20 protein-coding genes are annotated in these 20,544 nt (G+C 71.3%); 15 read left to right on the top strand and 5 right to left on the bottom strand.

The window, feature by feature from the left end; all coding sequences use genetic code 11:
• Window positions 1-2 precede the first annotated feature (2 nt).
• Together pdxS and pdxT are read left to right on the top strand one after the other, a co-directional pair.
• Window positions 3-923 carry a pyridoxal 5'-phosphate synthase lyase subunit PdxS gene (gene pdxS, locus LEL83_RS04755; RefSeq protein ID WP_225557957.1) on the top strand — a complete coding sequence of 307 codons (921 nt, stop codon included), beginning with the start codon at window positions 3-5 and terminating at the stop codon, window positions 921-923.
• Window positions 913-1,524, top strand: coding sequence for a pyridoxal 5'-phosphate synthase glutaminase subunit PdxT (gene pdxT, locus LEL83_RS04750; RefSeq protein ID WP_225557956.1), 612 nt, complete (start codon window positions 913-915; stop codon window positions 1,522-1,524). Before pdxS ends, pdxT begins: the two co-directional genes overlap by 11 nt.
• A gap of 55 nt (window positions 1,525-1,579) precedes the next feature.
• On the opposite strand, the gene LEL83_RS04745 is transcribed toward pdxT, so the two are convergent.
• On the bottom strand, window positions 1,580-3,007 hold the full coding sequence (locus tag LEL83_RS04745; RefSeq protein ID WP_225557955.1) for a tetratricopeptide repeat protein: 1,428 nt from the start codon (window positions 3,005-3,007) through the stop codon (window positions 1,580-1,582).
• Window positions 3,004-4,305, bottom strand: a complete 1,302-nt coding sequence (locus LEL83_RS04740; RefSeq protein ID WP_225557954.1) for an AAA family ATPase — start codon at window positions 4,303-4,305, stop codon at window positions 3,004-3,006. Before LEL83_RS04740 ends, LEL83_RS04745 begins: the two co-directional genes overlap by 4 nt.
• Window positions 4,306-4,457: 152 nt before the next feature.
• Here LEL83_RS04740 and LEL83_RS04735 point away from each other — a divergent pair, with 152 nt between their 5' ends.
• From LEL83_RS04735 to LEL83_RS04695, 9 genes are all read left to right on the top strand, one after another.
• Window positions 4,458-5,225 carry a YebC/PmpR family DNA-binding transcriptional regulator gene (locus LEL83_RS04735; RefSeq protein WP_198655856.1) on the top strand — a complete coding sequence of 256 codons (768 nt, stop codon included), beginning with the start codon at window positions 4,458-4,460 and terminating at the stop codon, window positions 5,223-5,225.
• Between the two features lie 2 nt (window positions 5,226-5,227).
• Window positions 5,228-5,875, top strand: coding sequence for a crossover junction endodeoxyribonuclease RuvC (ruvC, locus tag LEL83_RS04730; protein ID WP_198655857.1), 648 nt, complete (start codon window positions 5,228-5,230; stop codon window positions 5,873-5,875).
• Entirely contained in the window at window positions 5,872-6,492 is a 621-nt protein-coding gene (gene ruvA, locus LEL83_RS04725; RefSeq protein WP_198655858.1) for a Holliday junction branch migration protein RuvA, read from the top strand. Before ruvC ends, ruvA begins: the two co-directional genes overlap by 4 nt.
• Window positions 6,489-7,532 (top strand): Holliday junction branch migration DNA helicase RuvB, encoded by a 1,044-nt coding sequence (ruvB, locus tag LEL83_RS04720; protein WP_198655859.1) that lies wholly within the window; start codon window positions 6,489-6,491, stop codon window positions 7,530-7,532. Before ruvA ends, ruvB begins: the two co-directional genes overlap by 4 nt.
• Before the next feature lie 90 nt (window positions 7,533-7,622).
• On the top strand, window positions 7,623-8,024 hold the full coding sequence (locus LEL83_RS04715; protein WP_198655860.1) for a preprotein translocase subunit YajC: 402 nt from the start codon (window positions 7,623-7,625) through the stop codon (window positions 8,022-8,024).
• 90 nt (window positions 8,025-8,114) lie between these two features.
• A complete protein-coding gene (secD, locus tag LEL83_RS04710; protein ID WP_198655861.1) occupies window positions 8,115-9,866 on the top strand; it encodes a protein translocase subunit SecD in 1,752 nt (583 codons plus the stop codon).
• On the top strand, window positions 9,866-10,870 hold the full coding sequence (gene secF, locus LEL83_RS04705; protein ID WP_225557953.1) for a protein translocase subunit SecF: 1,005 nt from the start codon (window positions 9,866-9,868) through the stop codon (window positions 10,868-10,870). Before secD ends, secF begins: the two co-directional genes overlap by 1 nt.
• Entirely contained in the window at window positions 10,870-11,217 is a 348-nt protein-coding gene (locus LEL83_RS04700) for a rhodanese-like domain-containing protein (RefSeq protein WP_225557952.1), read from the top strand. Before secF ends, LEL83_RS04700 begins: the two co-directional genes overlap by 1 nt.
• A 69-nt stretch (window positions 11,218-11,286) precedes the next feature.
• Entirely contained in the window at window positions 11,287-13,611 is a 2,325-nt protein-coding gene (locus tag LEL83_RS04695) for a RelA/SpoT family protein (protein ID WP_225557951.1), read from the top strand.
• On the opposite strand, the gene LEL83_RS04690 is transcribed toward LEL83_RS04695, so the two are convergent.
• The 3 genes from LEL83_RS04690 to deoC all read right to left on the bottom strand — a co-directional run bounded on the left by LEL83_RS04690 (window position 13,598) and on the right by deoC (window position 16,109).
• The gene (locus LEL83_RS04690) at window positions 13,598-14,176 is read right to left on the bottom strand and encodes a type IV toxin-antitoxin system AbiEi family antitoxin (RefSeq protein ID WP_225557950.1); all 579 of its coding nucleotides are present in this window, start codon (window positions 14,174-14,176) and stop codon (window positions 13,598-13,600) included. The genes LEL83_RS04695 and LEL83_RS04690 overlap by 14 nt on opposite strands.
• 149 nt (window positions 14,177-14,325) lie before the next feature.
• A complete protein-coding gene (locus tag LEL83_RS04685) occupies window positions 14,326-15,279 on the bottom strand; it encodes an ROK family protein (protein WP_225557949.1) in 954 nt (317 codons plus the stop codon).
• A gap of 98 nt (window positions 15,280-15,377) precedes the next feature.
• Entirely contained in the window at window positions 15,378-16,109 is a 732-nt protein-coding gene (gene deoC, locus LEL83_RS04680) for a deoxyribose-phosphate aldolase (RefSeq protein ID WP_198655867.1), read from the bottom strand.
• 43 nt (window positions 16,110-16,152) lie between these two features.
• Between deoC and LEL83_RS04675 the strand changes: the two genes are divergently transcribed.
• The 4 genes from LEL83_RS04675 (at window position 16,153) to LEL83_RS04660 (ending at window position 20,372) form a co-directional block, all read left to right on the top strand.
• Entirely contained in the window at window positions 16,153-17,685 is a 1,533-nt protein-coding gene (locus LEL83_RS04675) for an SDR family oxidoreductase (RefSeq protein ID WP_225557948.1), read from the top strand.
• On the top strand, window positions 17,682-18,266 hold the full coding sequence (locus LEL83_RS04670; protein WP_198655869.1) for a GDSL-type esterase/lipase family protein: 585 nt from the start codon (window positions 17,682-17,684) through the stop codon (window positions 18,264-18,266). Before LEL83_RS04675 ends, LEL83_RS04670 begins: the two co-directional genes overlap by 4 nt.
• A gap of 47 nt (window positions 18,267-18,313) precedes the next feature.
• A complete protein-coding gene (locus LEL83_RS04665) occupies window positions 18,314-18,703 on the top strand; it encodes a DUF6804 family protein (protein WP_225557947.1) in 390 nt (129 codons plus the stop codon).
• A gap of 115 nt (window positions 18,704-18,818) precedes the next feature.
• Complete coding sequence (locus tag LEL83_RS04660) at window positions 18,819-20,372, top strand: stealth family protein (RefSeq protein WP_225557946.1); 1,554 nt, start codon at window positions 18,819-18,821, stop codon at window positions 20,370-20,372.
• Window positions 20,373-20,544 lie beyond the last annotated feature (172 nt).

Genomic DNA, 20,544 nt, shown 5'->3' with positions numbered 1-20,544 from the left:
TCATGAGCGACAGCACCAGCACCTCCGGCACCCCTGGCACCTCGATCACCGGCTCCGACCGCGTCAAGCGCGGCCTCGCCGAGATGCTCAAGGGCGGCGTCATCATGGACGTCATCGACGCCGACCAGGCACGCATCGCCGAGGAAGCCGGCGCCACCGCCGTCATGGCACTCGAGCGCGTCCCCGCCGACATCCGTGCGCAGGGCGGCGTCGCCCGCATGTCCGACCCGTCGATGATCGAGGAGATCATCGCCGCCGTGTCGATCCCGGTCATGGCGAAGGCCCGCATCGGCCACTTCGTCGAGGCCCAGGTGCTGCAGGAGCTCGGCGTCGACTACATCGACGAGTCCGAGGTCCTGTCGCCCGCCGACTACGTGAACCACATCGACAAGTGGAACTTCACCACCCCGTTCGTCTGCGGTGCCACCAACCTGGGCGAGGCGCTCCGTCGCATCACCGAGGGAGCGGCCATGATCCGCTCCAAGGGCGAGGCCGGCACGGGTGACGTGTCCGAGGCCACCAAGCACATCCGCACGATCAGCAAGGAGATCGCGGCGCTGCGCAACCTCAAGGACGACGAGCTCTACGTCGCCGCGAAGGAGCTGCAGGCCCCGATCGACGTCGTGAAGGAGGTCGCGGCGACCGGCAAGCTGCCCGTCGTGCTCTTCACCGCCGGTGGCGTCGCGACCCCGGCCGACGCCGCGATGATGATGCAGCTCGGTGCCGACGGCGTCTTCGTCGGCTCCGGCATCTTCAAGTCGGGCGACCCGGCCAGGCGAGCAGCCGCGATCGTCAAGGCCGTTACCTTCCACGACGACCCCAAGGTCATCGCCGAGGTCTCGCGCGGGCTCGGCGAGGCGATGGTCGGCATCAACGTCGCCGACGTGCCCGCGCCGCACCGCCTCGCCGAGCGTGGCTGGTAGCCCGACGGGTGGCGCTCGGCCCCGCATCGGGGTGCTGGCGCTGCAGGGCGACTTCCGTGAGCACATCGTCTCGCTGACGGAGCTCGGCGCCGACGTGGTGCCGCTCCGCCGTGCCGAGGAGATCGGCGGCCTCGACGGCGTCGTCATCCCCGGCGGCGAGTCGAGCGTCATGGACAAGCTGTCCCGGTCGTTCGGCGTCGCTGAGCCGCTCGCCGACGCCATCCGCGGCGGGCTGCCCGCCTACGGCACGTGCGCCGGCATGATCATGCTGTCGGCACGCATCGCCGACGGGATCAGCGGGCAGCAGACGCTCGGGGTGCTCGACACCACCGTGCGTCGCAACGCGTTCGGCGCGCAGAACGACTCGTTCGAGACCGACATCCCGATGCCCGACCTCGGCGAGGCCCCGGTGCACGCGGTGTTCATCCGGGCGCCCGTGGTCGAGCAGCACGGCGACGACGTGCACGTGCTCGGGGCGCTCCCGGACGGCCAGGTCGTCGCGGTGCAGCAGGGCAGCGTCATCGCGAGTGCGTTCCACCCCGAGGTCGCTGGCGAGGACCGGTTCCACCGGCGGTTCCTCGACCTCGTCCGCAGCGCCTGACCACGGCAGCAGGCGGCGGCTCCGTCGTCCGACGACGCGGGTGCGGTGTGGCGGGTCAGCCGACCGCGAGCTGCGCGACGACGGACAGCGCCGTCGCCACCAGCGCGGCGGATCCGAGCACGGCCCAGAGCACGAGGGGCTTCCGCGTCCGCCGGTGCGGGCGTCGGAGCACCTCGCTCGCGCACATGCACGCCGCGAAGACGGCGGCCCAGGCCGTCGGCAGCGTCCGCCCGACCGCGGCGGTCCCGGGCGTGCCGAGCACCGCCGAGAACAGCCACACCCCGAGCGCCGTGCACGCCGGCAGCGCCGCGAGCCTGCGCCACTGATCGCCCCAGCCGAGGCGCAGGCGACCGGCGGGGGTGTCGGGGAACCGCTCGGCCCGGACGTCGACCCGGGCACGGGTCACGACGACCGTCGCGAGCGCGGCCGTCTGCAGCAGCACGACCACACCGACGGCGGCGACCGCGTGCCCGACCGCGGGCTCGGACGACCCGGGCGGACGGGTCAGCACGACGACGGAGGCGACGACGGTCACCACGATGCCGAGCACGCTGACGAGCACGGCTGCGGCGACCTGCGGATCGCGCGCGAACGTCCGTCGCCAGACGCGCCACCGGTACTTCCGCGCAGCGTTCCGCACGGTGACGCTGAACGACAGCGCCGCGAACGCCGTCACCACCCAGGCGATCGGTGCCGACGGTGCCGACGGGGCGCCGGCACGGACCTCGATGCCGAGCACGGTGACGGTCGCCACGACCAGGACGAACAGGACGGTGACGGACAACCGCCGCCAGAGCAGGGCGTCGAGCTGTTCCCCGGCGCCGCGCGATGCGGGGTTCACCGCGAGCACCGAGAGCGACCGCTCCGCAGCGGTGGCCTCGTCGGCCAGGCGTGCCGACGCCAGCAGGACGTCCTCGTCCGTCGGGGCGAGCTCGAGCGCGGCCTCGATCAGCCGTCGCGACTCGTCCGGCCGCCGGAGCGCCATCGCGCACCGTGCGGCATCGGCGAGGATCCCGGGCTGGTCGGCGCCGAGTTCGGTCGCACGCCCGAGCGCTCGCACGCACCGCTCGATGTCCGAGTACGGCCACGCCGCGAGGTCGCGCGGACGCCGATCGGACGGGGACCACCACGTGTGCACGAAGGCCCACTGCAGGTGTGCCCGCGCCCAGTCCGGACGGAGTTCGACGAGCCGGTCGGCGTACCGCTTCGCATCCGCGTCCTGCCCGACCGCGGCACTCGACGTGACGAGCGCGTCGAGCGCGGTGACCTGCTCCGGGTCGATCGCGAGCGCGCGGTGCCCCGCGTCGACGGCGGCCCGGTGGTCCTCGCGGATGCGCTCCACACGGGCGAGTTCCGCCCAGAGCCGAGCGTCGTCCGGCAGGGTGGCCAGGCCGCGACGGACCTCGTCGCGGGCGTCGTCCGGTCGACGGAAGTCGAGCAGCGCCCGTGCCCGTTCGAGCGCGTGCTCGACGTCGTCGCTCACCCGCGCGGCTTCTCGGTGCGCAACCACGCGGCGAGGTCGTCGTACTCACCGCTGGTGTTCGCGAACTCGGCGACGTTCCGTGCGGCCTGCACCCACGGCCCGATCGACGGACGCACCTCGTGCAGGGCGTCGCGCACGTCGGTCATCCGGATCGGCCGGACGGCGCCGGTCCGGATGGACTCCGCCATCGCCTTCTCGGCGGCGGTCGTCACCAGGTGCTGCAGGTCCGCGCCGGAGAAGCCACGGGTCCTGCGGACGAGCGCGCCGAGGTCGATCCCCTCGATGGGTCGTTCCCGCAGGTGCACACGCAGCACGGCCTCGCGGGCGACGTCGTCCGGCGGACCCACGAAGACCATGCGGTCGAACCGGCCCGGCCGCTTCAGCGCGGCGTCGACGTCCCACGGGTGGTTCGTCGCGGCGAGCACGTACAGCCCGTCGTTCCGGGCGTCCACCCCGTCCATCTCGACGAGCAGCTGGTTGACGACGTTGCGGAACGACGACCACTGGCCCGCGCTGCGCTTGCCGCCGATGGCGTCCATCTCGTCGAAGAACAGGACCGCGGGTGCTGCCGCGCGTGCCTGCTCGAACACGCGGTGGACGTTCTTCTCGCTCTCCCCGATGTACTTGTCGAGGACGTCGTTGAGGCTCACGCTCAGGAAGTGCGCCCCGAGCTCACCGGCGATCGCCCGCGCGATGAAGGTCTTGCCGCAGCCGGGCGGGCCGTACAGCAGCAGCCCGCCGCGGAGTGTCTTGCCGAACGCCCGCGCGATGTCGGGGTGCGCCATCGGCTGCAGGAACGACTCCTCTATGCGCCGCTTGACCCCGTCGAGCCCGCCGACGTCGGCCAGCCGGGTCGTCTCGCGGCGCAGTTCGGCGATCGGGACGGGGTCGTCGTCGGACGTCCCCTGCTCGGTCACGAAGGGCGGCGGCGTGGCGACCCCGATGTCGCGTTCCAGGGCGTGCCAGTCGATGCCGTCGTCGGCCGCCGGAGTCGCCGGAGTCACCGGACTCGACGGTGCCGACGGTGCCGCCGTCGGCGATCCTGGCAACGCGGACCGCTCGGTGTCCCCGGTGCCCGCACCACCCGCGCCGGCACCACCGGCAGCGTCGGCGGCCCGACGGACGAGGGCCTGGGCGTCCGCGTTGCCGGGTTCGCGCTGCAGGACCGCCGCGGCCTGCGCGATGGCGTCGGTCAGCCGGCCGGCATCGACGAGGAGTCCGGCGTAGCGCAGCCGGAGGGCCGTGTCGTCCGGCAGTACCTCGACGGCGGCCGCGAGCGCTGCGAGCGGGTCGGTCATGCTTCCCCCCTGGGTGTCCGTGCCCTCGATCGTAGGCGACACCCGGTCGGCCACGGCGACCACCGGGTCGCGGCGAGCAGCGCGGCGGCGGCGATCCGGGCCTCCCGAGCCGGTAGACTGGAGCGGATTTTCGGCGAGACGCAAGGAGAACCGTGTCCGGGCATTCCAAATGGGCAACGACCAAGCACAAGAAGGCGGTCATCGACCAGCGCCGTGCCAAGTCGTTCGCCAAGCTCATCAAGAACATCGAGGTCGCCGCGAAGATGGGCGGCGCCGACCTGTCCGGCAACCCGACCCTGGTCGACGCCGTCCAGAAGGCCAAGAAGACCTCGGTCCCGAACGACAACATCGACCGCGCCATCAAGCGCGGCGCCGGTCTCACGGGCGAGACCATCGAGTACACGACGATCATGTACGAGGGCTACGGCCCGAACGGCGTCGCCATGCTCATCGAGTGCCTCACCGACAACAAGAACCGCGCCGCGGCCGAGGTCCGGACCGCGATGTCGCGCAACGGCGGCACCATGGCCGACCCGGGCAGCGTCGCCTACAACTTCTCGCGCAAGGGCGTCATCTCGGTCACGAAGACCGACGGTCTCGACGAGGACACCGTCATGACCGCCGTGCTCGACGCCGGCGTCGAGGACGTCGTCGACCAGGGCGGCGGCTTCGAGGTCATCACCGAGGCGTCCGACCTCGTCGCGGCACGCACCGCGCTGCAGGAGGCCGGCATCGACTACGACTCGGCCGACGCCGAGTTCGTCCCCGGCCTCAAGGTCCCGGTCGACGCCGAGACCGCCCGCAAGGTGTTCCGCCTGATCGACGCGCTCGAGGACTCCGACGACGTGCAGAACGTCTACTCGAACTTCGACATCCCCGCGGACGTCCAGGCCGAGCTCGACGAGGACGAGGGCGAGTAGCCGTGCTCCGTGTGCTCGGGGTGGACCCCGGGCTCACCCGGTGCGGTGTCGGCGTCGTCGAGGTCGCACCGAACCGACGCGCACGGCTCGTCCACGTGACGGTCGTGCGCACCCCGCCGGACATGCCGCTCGAGCAGCGGCTGCTCCGGATCGCCGACGGCATCGCCGCCGAGATCGACGAGCACCGCCCCCAGGCCGTGGCCGTCGAGCGGGTGTTCGCCCAGGCGAACGTCCGCACCGTGATGGGCACGGCGCAGGCCGCCGGCCTGGCGCTGCACGCCGCGGCGGCCCGCGGCCTGCCCGTCGGGCTGCACACGCCCTCCGAGGTCAAGGCCGCCGTGACCGGCTACGGCAACGCCGACAAGCGCCAGGTGCAGACCATGATCGCGCGTGTGCTCGGCCTCGACGAGGCCCCGAAGCCCGCCGACGCCGCCGACGCGCTCGCGTTGGCCGTGTGCCATGCCTGGAGGCTCGGATCACCCGACGCTGCCGGCGCACGTGCCACGAACCTCACCCCGGCACAGCGTGCCTGGCGGGACGCGCAGGGCGGCACCGTCGACTCGCCGCTCGCGCGGGCCGCCGCCGCCGCGGCGCGTCCGCAGCGTGGCAGGTCGGCGTCGTCGGCGGCCGGCCCTAGGCTCGGAGCATGATCGCGAGTCTCCGGGGCACCTGCATCGACATCGCCGGCTCGGCCGTGGTGATCGAGGTCGGGGGAGTGGGCTACGCCGTCACGGTCACGCCCGCCCACGCCCTGACGATGCGCCACGGGGCCGAGGTCTTCGTGCGCACCGCGATGATCGTGCGCGAGGACGAGCACCTGCTGTTCGGCTTCGAGTCCACCGACGCCCTGCAGGTGTTCGACCTGCTCCGAGGTGTGTCCGGGGTCGGCCCGAAGTCGGCGCTCGGGGTCCTGGCGCACATGGACCCGTCCCAGATCGCGAACGCCGTCGCGCACGAGGACGACGCCGCCTTCCGCAAGGTGTCCGGCATCGGCCCGAAGACCGCGAAGCTCATCATCGTCGCCCTGTCCGGCAAGCTCGTCGCCTTCGAGCAGGCCGCCGTGGTCGCCGCCGCCCGGGGGACCGCGCAGCACCCCGCCGCCGTCGACGTCGTCTCCGCGCTGGTCGGCCTCGGCTGGCGCGAGGACGCCGCGCAGACCGCCGTCGACGAGACCATCGCGAACGAGCCCGGGGCCGCGGCGATGGGCACGCAGGCCCTGCTCCGCGCCGCGCTCGGCGCCCTCCGACCCGCGGCTGCCGGCCGGTGAGCGGCATCACGGCGGCCGGTGCCGAGTCGCAGGAAGAGCTCGCCTTCGAGGGTGCGCTCCGCCCCAGGTCACTCGACGAGTTCGTCGGCCAGCGCAAGGTCCGGGGTCAGCTCGACCTGCTCCTCAAGGCCGCCGGGCTGCAGGAGCGCACGCCCGACCACATCCTCATGGCCGGACCGCCCGGCCTGGGCAAGACGACGCTCGCGATGATCGTCGCCCACGAGACCGGCCGACCCCTGCGCATGTCCAGCGGTCCGGCCATCCAGCACGCCGGCGACCTCGCCGCCGTGCTGTCGTCGCTCGTGCCGGGCGAGGTCCTGTTCATCGACGAGATCCACCGCATGGCGCGCTCGGCAGAAGAGATGCTCTACCTGGCGATGGAGGACTTCCGCATCGACGTCATGGTGGGCAAGGGGGCCGGTGCGACGAGCATCCCGCTCGACCTCGCGCCGTTCACCCTGGTCGGTGCCACCACCCGGGCCGGCCTGCTGCCGAACCCGCTCCGCGACCGTTTCGGCTTCACCGCGCACCTGGAGTTCTACGAGCGCGACGAACTCGAGCAGGTCCTCATCCGAGCGGCGCACCTGCTCGAGCTCGACATCGACCGGACGGCCCTGCGCGAGATCGCGGGCCGGTCCCGGGGCACCCCCCGCATCGCGAACCGCCTGCTCCGCCGTGTGCGTGACTTTGCACTCGTGCACGGCACGACCGACGGCATGGCCGCGGTCCAGGGTGCCCTCGACCTGTACGACGTCGACGAGCTCGGACTCGACCGGCTGGACCGCGCGGTGGTCGAGACCATGCTCACCCGCTTCGACGGCGGCCCGGTCGGGCTCAACACGCTCGCGGTGTCGGTGGGTGAGGAGTCCGAGACCATCGAGTCGGTCGTCGAACCGTTCCTGGTCCGGGTCGGTCTGGTCACCCGGACCCCACGGGGGCGCATCGCGACACCGACCGCCTGGCGGCACCTCGGCCTCACGCCCGGACAGGGCGCCGGCGGGCAACCCGGGCTCTTCGACGACCAGGACACCACCGCCTGACACCGTTCAGTCGAGTGACATGCCACGGACGGTGGCGTGCCCTAGACTGCTACGGCCCGAAACCGAGCAACCAGAGAAGGCATCGCCACCATGGACCAGTCAATCTTCCTCATCGTCATCATCGTGGCGTTCGCGGCCTTCATGTTCTACAGCAGCCGCAAGCGCAAGAAGCAGCAGGCCGAGATCGCCGACAAGATGGTGCCGGGCGCCCGCGTCATGCTGTCCTTCGGTCTGTACGGCACGCTGCTGTCGGTCAACGACGAGAAGGTCACGGCGGACGTCGAGATCGCTCCGGGGACCGTCGTCACCGTGCACCGTCAGACCCTGTCCCGCGTCGTCGACGACAACGAGTCCGACGTCGAGACCACCACGACCACCGAGGCCGAGGCGACGCCCGTCGCCGAACTCAACGGGGAGCCGGTCTACGGCGAGCGGGTCGACACCGACCGCGTGGACGAGACCGACGCCACGAAGCGCAAGTCCGACGACTGACGCCCCAGCCGCCGGGTCGACTGACCCGGCGGCTCCCTTCTGCCGTCGCACGGTGTGCCGACGGTCCTGAACAGAAAGACGAGACGACCGGTGGCACGATCGACACCCGTCAAGAAGGCGCTGCGCTCGCTCACCTGGTTGGTGATCCTGATCGCGATCCTCGCCGGTGTGAACACCACCGCGTCGATCCTGGCCGGCTCTTCGAAGGACGACACCGACGAGTGGTACCAGGGCGCGAGCTGGGTCCCGGAACTCGCACTGGACCTGCAGGGCGGCACGCAGCTGACCCTCGCCGCGCAGAACACCGAGGGCGGCTCGGTCACGCGTGAGCAGTTGAACCAGGCCGTCGAGATCATCCGTCAGCGCATCAACGCGACGGGCGTCTCGGAGTCGCAGATCAACACCCAGGGCACGAACAACATCGTCGTCTCGATCCCGGGCAAGCCGGACCAGGCCACGATCGACCGCATCGAGGCGGCCGCCAAGCTGACCTTCCGCCCGGTGCTCTTCACCGAGGCCGCCACGAACACCTCCGTCGGCGACGACGGGAAGGGCACCGCGTCGCCGACGCCGTACTCGCCGCCGGCCTCGCTCGAGGCCAGCCCGAGCGCGAAGCCGTCGAACGCGAGCGACCTGAACTGGGTGACGCCCAAGCTCCAGGACCTCTACACCAACTACAACTGCGCGGCTCCGGACGACACCACGACCGCGCCGGACGACGAGCCCCTGGTCACCTGCGACCAGAGCGGCACGGCCAAGTACATCCTCGGCCCCGTCGAGGTACTGGGTGACGACATCAGCAACGCCACCTCAGGACTCGCCACCGACTCGCAGGGCACGTCGACGGGCCAGTGGGCCGTCAACCTGACCTTCAACGACGCGGGCTCGAAGGACTTCCGCTCCGTCACGAACCGACTCGTCTCGCTGCAGCAGCCGCAGAACCAGTTCGCCATCGTGCTCGACGGCACGGTCATCGAGGCCCCGCGGACGAACACGGCGATCACGAACGGCAAGGCGCAGATCAGCGGCAGCTTCACGGCGGAGTCGGCGAAGACCCTCGCCGACCAGCTGAAGTACGGCGCCCTGCCGATCAACTTCCAGGTGCAGTCGAACGAGAACATCTCCGCGACGCTCGGCACCGCCCAGCTCGTCGGCGGTCTCGTCGCGGGCCTGATCGGGCTCATCCTGGTGATCATCTACTCGGTCATCCAGTACCGGGCGCTCGCCTTCGTCACGGTGCTGTCCCTGGGGGTCGCCGCGATCCTGACCTACCTGGTGATCGCGATCATGTCGTGGCGCGTCGACTACCGCCTGTCGTTGGCAGGTGTCGCCGGCCTCATCGTGGCGATCGGCATCACCGCGGACTCGTTCATCGTGTACTTCGAACGCATCCGTGACGAGCTCCGGGACGGCCGGGGCCTGGAGAGCGCCGTCGAGTCCGGCTGGAAGCGTGCGCTGCGCACCATCCTCGCCTCGGACTCGATCAACTTCCTCGCCGCGATCGTGCTCTACGTCCTCGCGGTGAGCGACGTGAAGGGCTTCGCGTTCACGCTGTTGCTCACGACCCTGATCGACGTCGTCGTGGTCGTGATGTTCACGCACCCGATGATGCAGCTCATCGCCCGCAGCCGGTTCTTCGGTGAGGGCCACCGCTTCAGCGGGCTCGACCCGGCAGCACTCGGTGCCGTGTACCGGGGACGCGCGCAGTTCCGTGCCCCCGTCGTCGACGGCAAGCGGCAGCGGAGCGCCGGCGAGGCGCAGCGCCGCCAGACGATCGCGGAGCGGAAGGCCCAGCAGGGCACCGCCGAGAACGGCACCACGCCGGACGGGAAGGACGACTGATGGCCAGCTTCAGCCAGTTCGGCAGCGACCTGTACACGGGCAAGCGCTCGTACGACATCGTCGGCCGCCGCAAGACCTGGTACCTCATCGCACTGATCGCCATCGTGGTCTCGCTCGCGGTGCCGTGGCTGCGCGGCGGGTACCAGCTCGGCATCGAGTTCACGGGTGGGTCCGAGTTCACGGTCTCGAACGCGAAGGACCTCGACCAGTCGCTGGCGACCCGGACCGTCGAGTCGATCGTCCCCGAGGGCATCCCGCGGGTGTCCCAGGTCGGCCAGGACGGCATCCGCGTGCAGACGGAACAGCTGACCGACCGCGAGACCACCGAGGTGCAGGACGCCCTGGCCGAGGCGTACGACGTGACGCCGGACCAGGTGGCCTCCACCTACATCGGTGCGACCTGGGGCGCCGACGTGCTCGCCCAGGCGATCCGGGGTCTGCTGATCTTCCTGGCCCTGGCCGCGATCGTCATGGCGCTGTACTTCCGCACCTGGAAGATGTCCGTCTCGGCGATGGCCGCGCTGCTGCACGACCTGCTCATCACCGCCGGTGTGTACGGCATCGTCGGGCTCGAGGTCACGCCGGCAGCCGTCATCGGCTTCCTGACGATCCTCGGCTACTCGCTCTACGACACCGTCGTGGTGTTCGACAAGGTGCGCGAGAACACGACGCAGGAGTCGCATCGCACCTTCGTGCAGTCGGTCAACCTCGCGGTGAACCAGACGCTCGTCCGGTCCATCAACACCTCGGTCGTGGCGCTGCTACCGGTCGCGGCGATCCTGTTCATCGGGTCGTACGTGCTCGGTGCGGGGACGCTCCGCGACATCTCGCTCGCGCTGTTCATCGGCATCATCGTCGGCACGTACTCGACGATCTTCATCGCGTCGCCCATGTACGCCCACCTGCGCGAGAACGAGCCGAAGATCAAGGACGCCGATGCCAAGAAGACGCAGGCGGCCGAGAAGCGTCGGCACGAGGTCGACACCGCGGCGGCGGGTGCCTGATGCCGATCGAGATCCAGAACATCGACGTCGCCGAGGCGCAGCGTCGCCTGGCGTCCGGCGCCCGACTGTTCGACGTGCGGGAGCAGGGGGAGTGGGACGAGGTCCACGCGCCCCAGGCCACGCTCGTGCCGATGTCGGCCTTCGCGGACCGCTGGCAGGAGATCGACGGTGGCGACCAGCCGGCGATCGTCGTGTGCCACTCGGGCGCCCGCTCGGCGCGCATCGTCGCGGCCCTCGAGCAGTCCGGTGTACCGGCCGTCAACCTCACGGGCGGCATGGTCGCCTGGGAGCAGTCGGGGGCTCCGGTGGAGCGCGACGCCCAGGGCGAACCGCGTCACGGGCACTGACGGAGGACGCGTAGTCTTGTCGGATCGAGCTCGGACCGAGCTCTCGGACCGAGTCGTCGGAGGCGCAGCATGACGGACACCCGCGAAGACCCGTCCGCGCCGAGCCGTCCCGGGTCGGCCTCGCAGCCGACCAGTCCGATCGGTCCGAACACCACCGGCAACCTCGGCTCCCTCCGCTCCCTGCTGCCGCGTCTGTTCTCGCGCGCGCAGCCCGCCGGCGCGGTCGACACGCTCATCCGCACGCTGCGCTCGCACCACCCGAAGGCCGACGTCACCCTGGTCGAGCGCGCCTACTCGGTGGCGGAGCGCGCGCACGACGGGCAGAAGCGGAAGTCCGGCGAGCCGTACATCACCCACCCGGTGGCGGTCGCACAGATCCTCGCGGACCTCGGCATCGGCACCATCACGATCGCAGCGGCGCTGCTGCACGACACCGTCGAGGACACCGACTACCAGCTCGACCAGCTGCGAGCCGACTTCGGCGACGAGATCGCCATGCTCGTCGACGGCGTCACGAAGCTCGACAAGGTCAAGTACGGCGACAGCGCGCAGGCCGAGACCGTCCGCAAGATGGTCATCGCGATGTCGAAGGACATCCGCGTCCTCGTCATCAAGCTCGCCGACCGCCTGCACAACGCCCGCACGTGGGGCTTCGTCGAGTCCGCCTCGGCCACGCGCAAGGCCAAGGAGACGCTGGAGATCTACGCGCCCCTGGCGCACCGGCTCGGTATCCAGATGATCAAGCTCGAGCTCGAGGACCTGTCGTTCGCGGTCCTGCACCCGAAGCTCTACGTCGAGATCGACAGCCTGGTCAAGGAGCGGCAGCCGAAGCGCGAGCAGTTCGTGCAGAACGTCATCGGCACGCTCAAGAAGGACCTGAAGTCCGCCAAGGTGCGCGGCGACGTCATGGGCCGCCCGAAGCAGTACTACTCGATCTACCAGAAGATGATCGTGCGCGGGCGCGAGTTCGACGAGATCTACGACCTGGTCGGCATCCGCGTGCTCGTCCCGACCGTGCGCGACTGCTACGCGATGCTCGGCTCGGTGCACGCGCGGTGGACGCCGCTGCCCGGCCGGTTCAAGGACTACATCGCCACCCCGAAGTTCAACCTGTACCAGTCGCTGCACACGACCGTGCTCGGTCCGCAGGGTCGTCCCGTCGAGATCCAGATCCGCACGCACGAGATGCACCAGCGGGCGGAGTTCGGCGTCGCCGCGCACTGGAAGTACAAGCAGCGTGCGGCGGGGCGCGACGTCGGCACCTCGTCGACCACGGACGACCAGGACATGGCCTGGCTCGCGCACATCACCGACTGGCAGGCCGAGACGAGCGACCCGGGGGAGTTCCTGGACTCGCTGCGCTACGAGATCGGCGCGAAGGAGACCTACGTCTTCACGCCGCAGGGCAAGGTCATCGGGCTGCCGGCCGGTGCGACCCCCGTCGACTTCGCGTACGCGGTGCACACCGAGATCGGCCACCGCACCATGGGCGCGAAGGTGAACGGTCGGCTCGTCCCGCTCGAGAGCCAGCTGTCCAGCGGCGACGTCGTCGAGATCTTCACGTCGAAGAACCCCGACTCCGGTCCGTCACAGGACTGGCTGCAGTTCGTGCGCAGCCCCCGGGCCCGCAACAAGATCAAGCAGTGGTTCACCAAGGAGCGCCGCGAAGAGGCGATCGAGCAGGGCCGCGACGCCATCGCCCGCGCGATGCGCAAGCAGAACCTGCCGCTCCAGCGGATCATGAGCCAGGACAGCATCGCCGAGGTGGCCTCGGCCATGCGCTACGAGGACGTCTCCGCCCTGTACGCTGCGGTCGGCGAGGGTCACGTCTCGACGCAGTCCGTCATCGAGAAGGTGCTCGCCGGCGTCCAGACCGAGACGGAGACGGACGAGCCCGAGCTCGCCTTCCCGCGCCAGGTCACCAGCCGACAGCTGCGCACGAGCGACAGCGGCGTGCTCGTCCGCGGGGCCCCGGACATCCTGGTGAAGCTCGCGAAGTGCTGCACCCCGGTGCCCGGCGACCAGATCGTCGGCTTCATCACCCGCGGGCAGGGCGTGTCGGTGCACCAGTCGTCGTGCACGAACGTCAAGTCCCTGATGAACGAGCCCGACCGGATGATCGAGGTCGAGTGGGCGCCGTCGTCGAAGTCGGTGTTCCTCGTGCAGATCCAGATCGAGGCGCTCGACCGGTCCGGACTGCTCAGCGACGTCACCCGCGTGCTCACCGACCACCACGTCAACATCCTGTCCGCGACCGTGTCGACCTCGTCCGACCGCCTGGCCCTCAGCCGGTTCGTGTTCGAGATGGGCGACACGATCCACCTGGACCGGGTGCTCAACGCCGTGCGTCGGATCGACGCCGTCTACGACGTCTACCGCGTCAGCGCGGGCTGACCCCGGGGGCGGCTCCGGCCTGCACCGCGCGGAGCCGCCGCTCGGCCTGCCGAGCCATCGGCACCGTGCCGAGTGCGGCCAGGCGGTCCAGCACCTCGGTGAGGGATGCCGCCCCGGTCGCGAGCAGTCCGTGCACGGCGGTGGCCTCGACCCCACCGAAGCCGCCCGCGACGGTGGCCGGGGTGCGGAGCAGGTCGACCACCGTGCGGCCGGGGGACGAGACACGGAGATCCGCCACACGGACCACGTCGACGTCCTCGATCCGCACCTCGCGCAGGCGCACCTCCGCCCGCACTCGCACGCGGAGGCCGGCAGGCGTGCAGACCTCGAGCGGCTCCGGCGGGCGTGACACGGCGCCCCACACCCACGCCGCCGTCACCGTGCACGCGATGAGCCGCGGGTCGCGCAGTGCCCATGCGACCGCCGCCGCACGCAGGGCCACGGTCTGCGGCTCGGACGGCGACGCCCAGCACGGCCCGACGGCGACGAGCTCGCCGGCGAGCACCGCCGCGCGCAGCTCGGCCTCCGGCCAGTCGTCACCGGTGAGCAGTCGCGAGCGGGGCACCCGCACATCCTGCCGGATGCGCAGCCCCGGACCGTAGCCCTGTGGACAGCCCACGGGCGGACGGGAGGCGCGGGTCGGGCCCGACCCGCGCCTCCCGTCCGCCGCGCCGAGCGTCAGCGCCGCGCGGAACGTCAGCGCAGGACGGAACGTCAGCGCAGGACGTCGGCCCGGTGCACGAGTGCGGCGGCGCCGATGAGCGGACCGTCCTGCGAGAGCCCGGTCGGCACGATCCGCACCTTGGTGACGAAGCCGAACTCGACCCGCTCCGCCACGGCCTGGCGGGCGTACTCGAAGAGGTCCGGCGTGACGTGGGAGAAGCCTCCGCCGATCGCCACGACCTCCAGGTCGACCAGGCTCGTCGCGGCGGCGATGGCCTGCCCGAGCGCGCGCCCGCTGCGGCGGACGGCGGCGACGGCGATCTCGTCACCCGCGGCGTAGGCGGCGGAGAGCTCCTCGCCGGTCGTGCCCGCGAAGCCCTGCGCGCGCGCCCAGACCACGGTCTTCGGGCCGCTCGCGATCGCCTCGAGGCACCCGGTGCCCCCGCAGGCGCAGGGGTCGTCGTACCCGCCACACTCGACGTGGCCGATGTGCCCGGCGTTGCCGGTCGGTCCGCTCACGGTGCGGCCGTGCAGGATGAGGCCACCGCCGACACCGGTCGAGACGATCATGCCCATCACGTGGTCGGATCCCTGCGCGGCGCCGACCCAGTGCTCGGCGAGCGTGATGGCCAGGCCGTCCATCCGCAGCGTCGCCCGCACGCCCTCGGGGAGCAGTGCCTGCACCCGGTCGCGCAGCGGGTGCCCACGCCACACCGGCATGTTGAGCGGCGACACCAGGCCGTGCTCCTCGTCGACCGGTCCGGCCGAGCCGATCCCCGCGCCGACCAGGACCGCGTCGGCGGGCAGGGCGCCCAGCGCGGCCGTCACGACCTCGTCGACCGCCGCCTGCAGCTCGTCCGAGGTGCGCTGCGGCCCGGTGGGGCTGCGGAAGCGCGAGGCGGGCAGGACGACGCCCTGGTCGGTCACCAGGGCCGCCTCGACCTTGGTGCCGCCCAGGTCGACTGCCAGGGCGAGGACGGGGGACTGGGGTGCGTTGCTGGACATGCGCGCTCCGATGCGGCGGTCTGGAGGCGCGGCGCCGGTCACGGACGCGTCGTCGCGTCCGGTGGGCGTCGGCCTGGTCGAGGTGGCGGGGGTGGGACTCAGTAGGACGAGGTGTCGTCGCCGAGCGACGCGGCGGAGCCGGTCTCGGCGCGGTGCGCGACGTCGTCGAGGATGCGGGCGGACGCACTCGTCCCGATGCGGTCGGCGCCGGCGTGGACCATCGCGAGCAGGGTGTCGAGGCCGCGCACGCCGCCGGACGCCTTCACGCCGCTGTCCGGGCCGACGGTGCGGCGCATCAGGGCGATGTGCTCCACGGTGGCGCCCCCGCCGGCGAACCCGGTCGACGTCTTCACGAACGCCGCACCGGCACGCTGCGCGGCGCTCGAGGCCGCGACGACCTCGTCGTCGGTCAGGAAGGCGGTCTCGAGGATGACCTTGACGACCGTCGACCCGGCGGCGTCGACGACGGCGCGGACGTCACGCTCGACCCGCTCCCAGTCGCCGGACTTCGCGGCGCCGATGTTCTGCACCATGTCGAGCTCGAAGGCGCCGTCGGCCAGGGCCTGCAGCGACTCGGCGACCTTGGCCTCGGTCGAGGTGGTGCCGTGCGGGAAGCCGATCACGGTGCCGACGCCGACGCCCGTGCCCTGCAGGCGTCCGACCGCGTGCGCGACGTCGCTCGGGCGGACGCACACGCTGAACACGCGGTAGGCGGCGGCCTCGTCGAGCTGGGCGTCGACGTCCGCACGGGTGAGTTCCGGCTTCAGGATCGCGTGGTCGATGAGGCCGCGGACGGCATCGGCGGTGACGGGGAAGGCTGCGTTGTCCACCGGGCAAGCCTACCCGTCAGGCGCGCCGCGTAGCGTTCGACGCATGCAGGTCCTCGTCACCGGCGCCACCGGCTACATCGGCGGTCGTCTCGTCCCTCGTCTCCTCGAAGCCGGCCACTCCGTTCGGGTCTTCGTGCGCAACCCCCGGAAGCTCCAGGACGTCCCGTGGAGCGGTGACGTCGACGTCGCCGAGGGCGACCTCCAGGACGCCGAGGCGGTGCGCACCGCGGTCGACGGCGTCGAGGCGGTCTACTACCTCGCCCACGCGATGGGCGCCGACGGCGACTTCGAGGCCGCCGAGCGCCAGGCCGCCGAGACCATGGCGCACGAAGCGAAGGCCGCCGGGGTCAGCCGCTTCGTGTACCTGGGCGGACTGCACCCCGACGGCGAGTTGTCGAAGCACCTCCGCAGCCGCAAGGAGGTCGGCGAGATCCTGCTCGGGTCCGGGGTGCCGACCATCGCGTACCAGGCCGGTGTCGTCATCGGGTCCGGCAGCACCTCGTTCGAGATGATCCGCCACCTGACCGACGTGCTGCCGTGGATGCCCGCGCCGCGGTGGGTGCGCAACCGCATCCAGCCGATCGCCGTCCGTGACGTCCTGTACTACCTGGTCGCCGCACTCGACATCGCCGACGACGTCAACCGCACCTTCGACATCGGTGGCCCGGACGTGCTCCGCTACGGCCAGATGCTCAACGGGTACGCGGTCGAGGCGAAGCTGCCGCAGCGTCCGATCACGGTCCTGCCGGTGCTGACCCCGCGGCTCGCCGCCCACTGGTTCAACGTCGTCACGCCGATCCCGCGCAAGCTCGCGACCCCGATCATCGAGTCGCTGCAGTTCGAGTGCGTCCAGCGGGAGCACGACATCGACGACGTCGTGCCGCAGCCCGAGGGCGGGCTGACCTCGTACCGTCGCGCCGTCCGCCTGGCGCTCAACAAGATGCGGTCCGGCCAGGTCGAGACGAGCTGGCGCAGCGCGACGCTGTCGAGTGCGTCCGCCGACCCGATGCCGAGCGACCCCGACTGGGCCGGGCACACCGTCTACGTGGACGACCGGAAGCGGCACTCGAACGCCTCGGCCGCCGACGTCTGGCGCGTCGTCGAGTCGATCGGCGGCGAGAACGGCTGGTACTCGTTCCCGCTCGCCTGGGTCGCCCGTGGCTGGATGGACAAGATCGCCGGCGGCGTCGGGCTGAGCCGTGGTCGCCGCGACCAGCAGCGTCTGGAGCAGGGCGACGCGCTCGACTGGTGGCGCGTCGAACGGCTCGAGCGCGGTCGCTACCTGCGGCTCCGCGCGGAGTTCAAGTCGCCCGGCCGTGCCTGGCTCGAGATGACCGTGACGCCGAGCGACGACGGCGGCAGCGACTACCACCAGCGGGCGATCTACTTCCCGCAGGGGCTCGCCGGGCGTCTGTACTGGTACGGCATCCTGCCGTTCCACGGCGTCATCTTCCCCGGTATGGTCGAGCGCATCACCGCCGCCGCCGAGCGGGAGTCCGACAACACCGAGTCGACGCAGCGCAACCGGACCCAGCACAATGAGGACCCTGAGCCGGCGCACGAGGAGGCAGCATGACCGACGACCGCAGCCCCGTCCTCTTCCTGGGGGACAGCATCACCGCACAGGGGGACTGGGAGACCTGGCTCCCCGACGAGCACACCCTGAACCAGGGCATCAGCGGCGACACGACCGACGGGGTGCTGACGCGCCTGGACGCCGTGGTCGCTGAGCAGCCCGAGGTGATCGTCCTGCTCATCGGCACGAACGACTTCGGCAACCACCGCAAGAGCGCCGAACACGTCGTGCGCAACGTCGAGACGATCCTCGTCACGCTCCGTCGTGAGCTCCCCGGCGTCCGACTGCTGCTCGTGTCGATCCTGCCGCGGCAGGCCGAGTACGCCGCGAAGATCGAGGAGGCGAACCGGCACCTGCGGCAGTTCGTCGCCACCTGCCACGCGCAGTACCTCGACGCATGGCCCGCACTCGCCGACGGCGACCATCTGTCCGACCGCTTCACCGACGACGGCCTGCACCTGACGAGCGAGGGCTACCGCGCGTACGTCGACGAGCTCGTGCCGGCGCTCGAGCGCGTCCGCGGGCTCCCGCCGATGTCACGGTCGATCCAGGCGATCGACCTCGACGGCTCCGCGGACTGATGGCCGCGCGCAAGGGACGGCCCCCGGTGGGGTCGTCCCAGCACGGCGTGCCCGCAGCACCCGCCCGTCCGGCTCCCGCAGCTGCGCGCCGTACCGCCGAGACGCCCGGCTTTACCCGGCCCGCGCTGGCGCCGTCGCTCATCGCGGCGATCGTGCTGCTGTCCTGCGTCGCGATCATCGACTCGTCCGGCTTCGTCTACGCCCGCTGGGGCGTCACGGTGCTGGCGCTCATCGTGCTCGTCTTCGCCGTGCGGGGGCGGACCTGGTGGGCGGCCGTGCTCATGGTGGCCGTGGCCGTCTGCTGGAACCCCGTCGTGACCGTCACGATCCCCGGGCAGGTCTGGGCCGGCCTGCAGCTGGTGGCCGCCGGCCTGTTCGTGGTCGTCGGCATCGTCGTGAAGGTGCCGCGCGAGGCGGACACACCCCGGGCCTCCTGACCGGTCGGAGCGCGCCCCGAGGCGCGCGCACGGGCACGGACACCGCGGATGCGGGTGGACCGGTAGGATCGCTGGGTCGGGTACACGACCCGGCCGCACGATCCGAAGGGCATGGATGAACGACGAGACCGAGCCGGTGACCGAGAGTCCTCTGCTGACCCCTCGACCGTCCTCCGGCGGTCTCGACCGATCCGACGTCGTCGTCCGCAAGGGCCGCCTCACGCTGCTCAACGGGCACCTGACGCCGCAGCAGTCGATGATCGAGGACCTGCTCTTCCTGGACGACGCGCTCACCTCGGCCGACGTCGACCACCTGCTCATCCGCGGCAACGACCAGCGGCCCGTGATCGCCGTCGACGAGCGCGACCGGCAGCGGGCCGAGAGCGCCGTGATGGCAGCAGCGGTCAACGAGCCGTTCTACGCCAAGCCTCCGGGCGAGCCGGCCGTGCTCGTGCAGGACGACGGACTCGGCTCCGTCGACGAACCGGTGCTCCGGGTGTTCCGCCCGCGGCTCGAGCCGCTCGGGCGCCTGCGCTACGGCGCCGAGACCAGCGTCCAGCTCGAGTTCTGGCGGGTCACCGACACCGAGGTCCTCGCGCCCGTCGAGAACGCCCTGATGCGTCGCAGCCTGCCGATCGAGGAGTTCGTCCTCGTCGACATCGAGCGCTACGGCCGCACCTGGCGCACCGTCGAGCACATGTTCGACGACCACGTGTCGGACATCCGGTTCCCGATCGACATCGTCTTCTCGTGGGTCGACGGCAACGCCATCGAGTACCAGCGCGCCCGCCAGGCGGCGCAGTCGAACGCGGTCCTGGGCGAGGGCGACGACGCCCCGGCCCGGTTCCGGCAGATCGACGAGCTGAAGTACGCTCTGCGCTCGGTGCACACCTTCGCGCCCTGGATCCGGCAGATCTACATCGCCACGGACTCCCCGGCGCCGCACTGGCTCGCGGAGCACCCGAAGGTCCGGATCGTGCGCAGCGAGGAGTTCTTCGCGGACCCCTCCGTGCTGCCGACGCACAACTCGCAGGCCGTCGAGTCGCAGCTGCACCACATCCCGGGCATCAGCGAGCACTTCATCTACTCGAACGACGACATGTTCTTCGGACGGCTCGTCGATCCGTCGGTGTTCTTCAGCCCGGGGTCGGTGACGAAGTTCATCCTCGCCTCGACCCGGATCGGGCTCGGCTCGAACAACCCGGCACGCAGCGGGTTCGAGAACTCCGCGCGCGTCAACCGTCGTCTGCTGCAGCAGCGGTTCGGCGCGGTCACCACGCGGCACCTCGAGCACGCTCCGACGCCGCTGCGGTCGTCGATCATGACCGAGATGGAGCACGAGTTCGCCGACGAGTTCGCGGCGACGGCGGCCTCGCGGTTCCGTGCCGCCGACAACATCTCGGTGACGAACTCGCTCTACCACTACTACTCGCTGCTCACCGGTCGGGCGATCGTGCAGGAGAACGCCGAGGTGCGGTACATCGACACCACGATGCAGTCCGGACTCCGTGCCCTCGACGACCTGCTGAAGAAGCGGAACGCCGACTTCTTCTGCCTGAACGACGGCAGTTTCCCCGAGGTCAGCGACGAGGAGCGCACGCAGCGCGTCACGGACTTCCTGGAGCGGTACTTCCCGTTCCCGGCGCCGTGGGAGCGAGCCGGCGCGTAGGACGCGCCAGCGCCCTACCGGGCGGCGTCCTGGCGCGCCCGGCCGCCGCTCGCCGACCGGTCACGACCCGTCGGCGCCCGCGCCGCCGTTCGACGGGCCCTGACCAGTCGACGCCACCCGCGCGGTGCGTCGTTACCGGTCGGCGGACAGGAGGCTCGGTGCGCGGCCGCCA

The sequence above is a fragment of the Curtobacterium oceanosedimentum genome, from assembly GCF_020297365.1.
Classification (GTDB): domain Bacteria; phylum Actinomycetota; class Actinomycetes; order Actinomycetales; family Microbacteriaceae; genus Curtobacterium.
This window is presented reverse-complemented; position numbering and strand designations above follow the sequence as displayed.

Bases quoted from the DNA above. Each gene is read 5' to 3' on its own strand.
- pdxS (WP_225557957.1), top strand. From the start codon at position 3: ATGAGCGACAGCACCAGCACCTCCGGCACCCCTGGCACCTCGATCACC.
- LEL83_RS04740 (WP_225557954.1), bottom strand. From the start codon at position 4,305: ATGACCGACCCGCTCGCAGCGCTCGCGGCCGCCGTCGAGGTACTGCCG.
- ruvA (WP_198655858.1), top strand. From the start codon at position 5,872: ATGATCGCGAGTCTCCGGGGCACCTGCATCGACATCGCCGGCTCGGCC.
- LEL83_RS04715 (WP_198655860.1), top strand. From the start codon at position 7,623: ATGGACCAGTCAATCTTCCTCATCGTCATCATCGTGGCGTTCGCGGCC.
- secF (WP_225557953.1), top strand. From the start codon at position 9,866: ATGGCCAGCTTCAGCCAGTTCGGCAGCGACCTGTACACGGGCAAGCGC.
- LEL83_RS04700 (WP_225557952.1), top strand. From the start codon at position 10,870: ATGCCGATCGAGATCCAGAACATCGACGTCGCCGAGGCGCAGCGTCGC.
- LEL83_RS04695 (WP_225557951.1), top strand. From the start codon at position 11,287: ATGACGGACACCCGCGAAGACCCGTCCGCGCCGAGCCGTCCCGGGTCG.
- LEL83_RS04685 (WP_225557949.1), bottom strand. From the start codon at position 15,279: ATGTCCAGCAACGCACCCCAGTCCCCCGTCCTCGCCCTGGCAGTCGAC.
- LEL83_RS04675 (WP_225557948.1), top strand. From the start codon at position 16,153: ATGCAGGTCCTCGTCACCGGCGCCACCGGCTACATCGGCGGTCGTCTC.
- LEL83_RS04670 (WP_198655869.1), top strand. From the start codon at position 17,682: ATGACCGACGACCGCAGCCCCGTCCTCTTCCTGGGGGACAGCATCACC.
- LEL83_RS04660 (WP_225557946.1), top strand. From the start codon at position 18,819: ATGAACGACGAGACCGAGCCGGTGACCGAGAGTCCTCTGCTGACCCCT.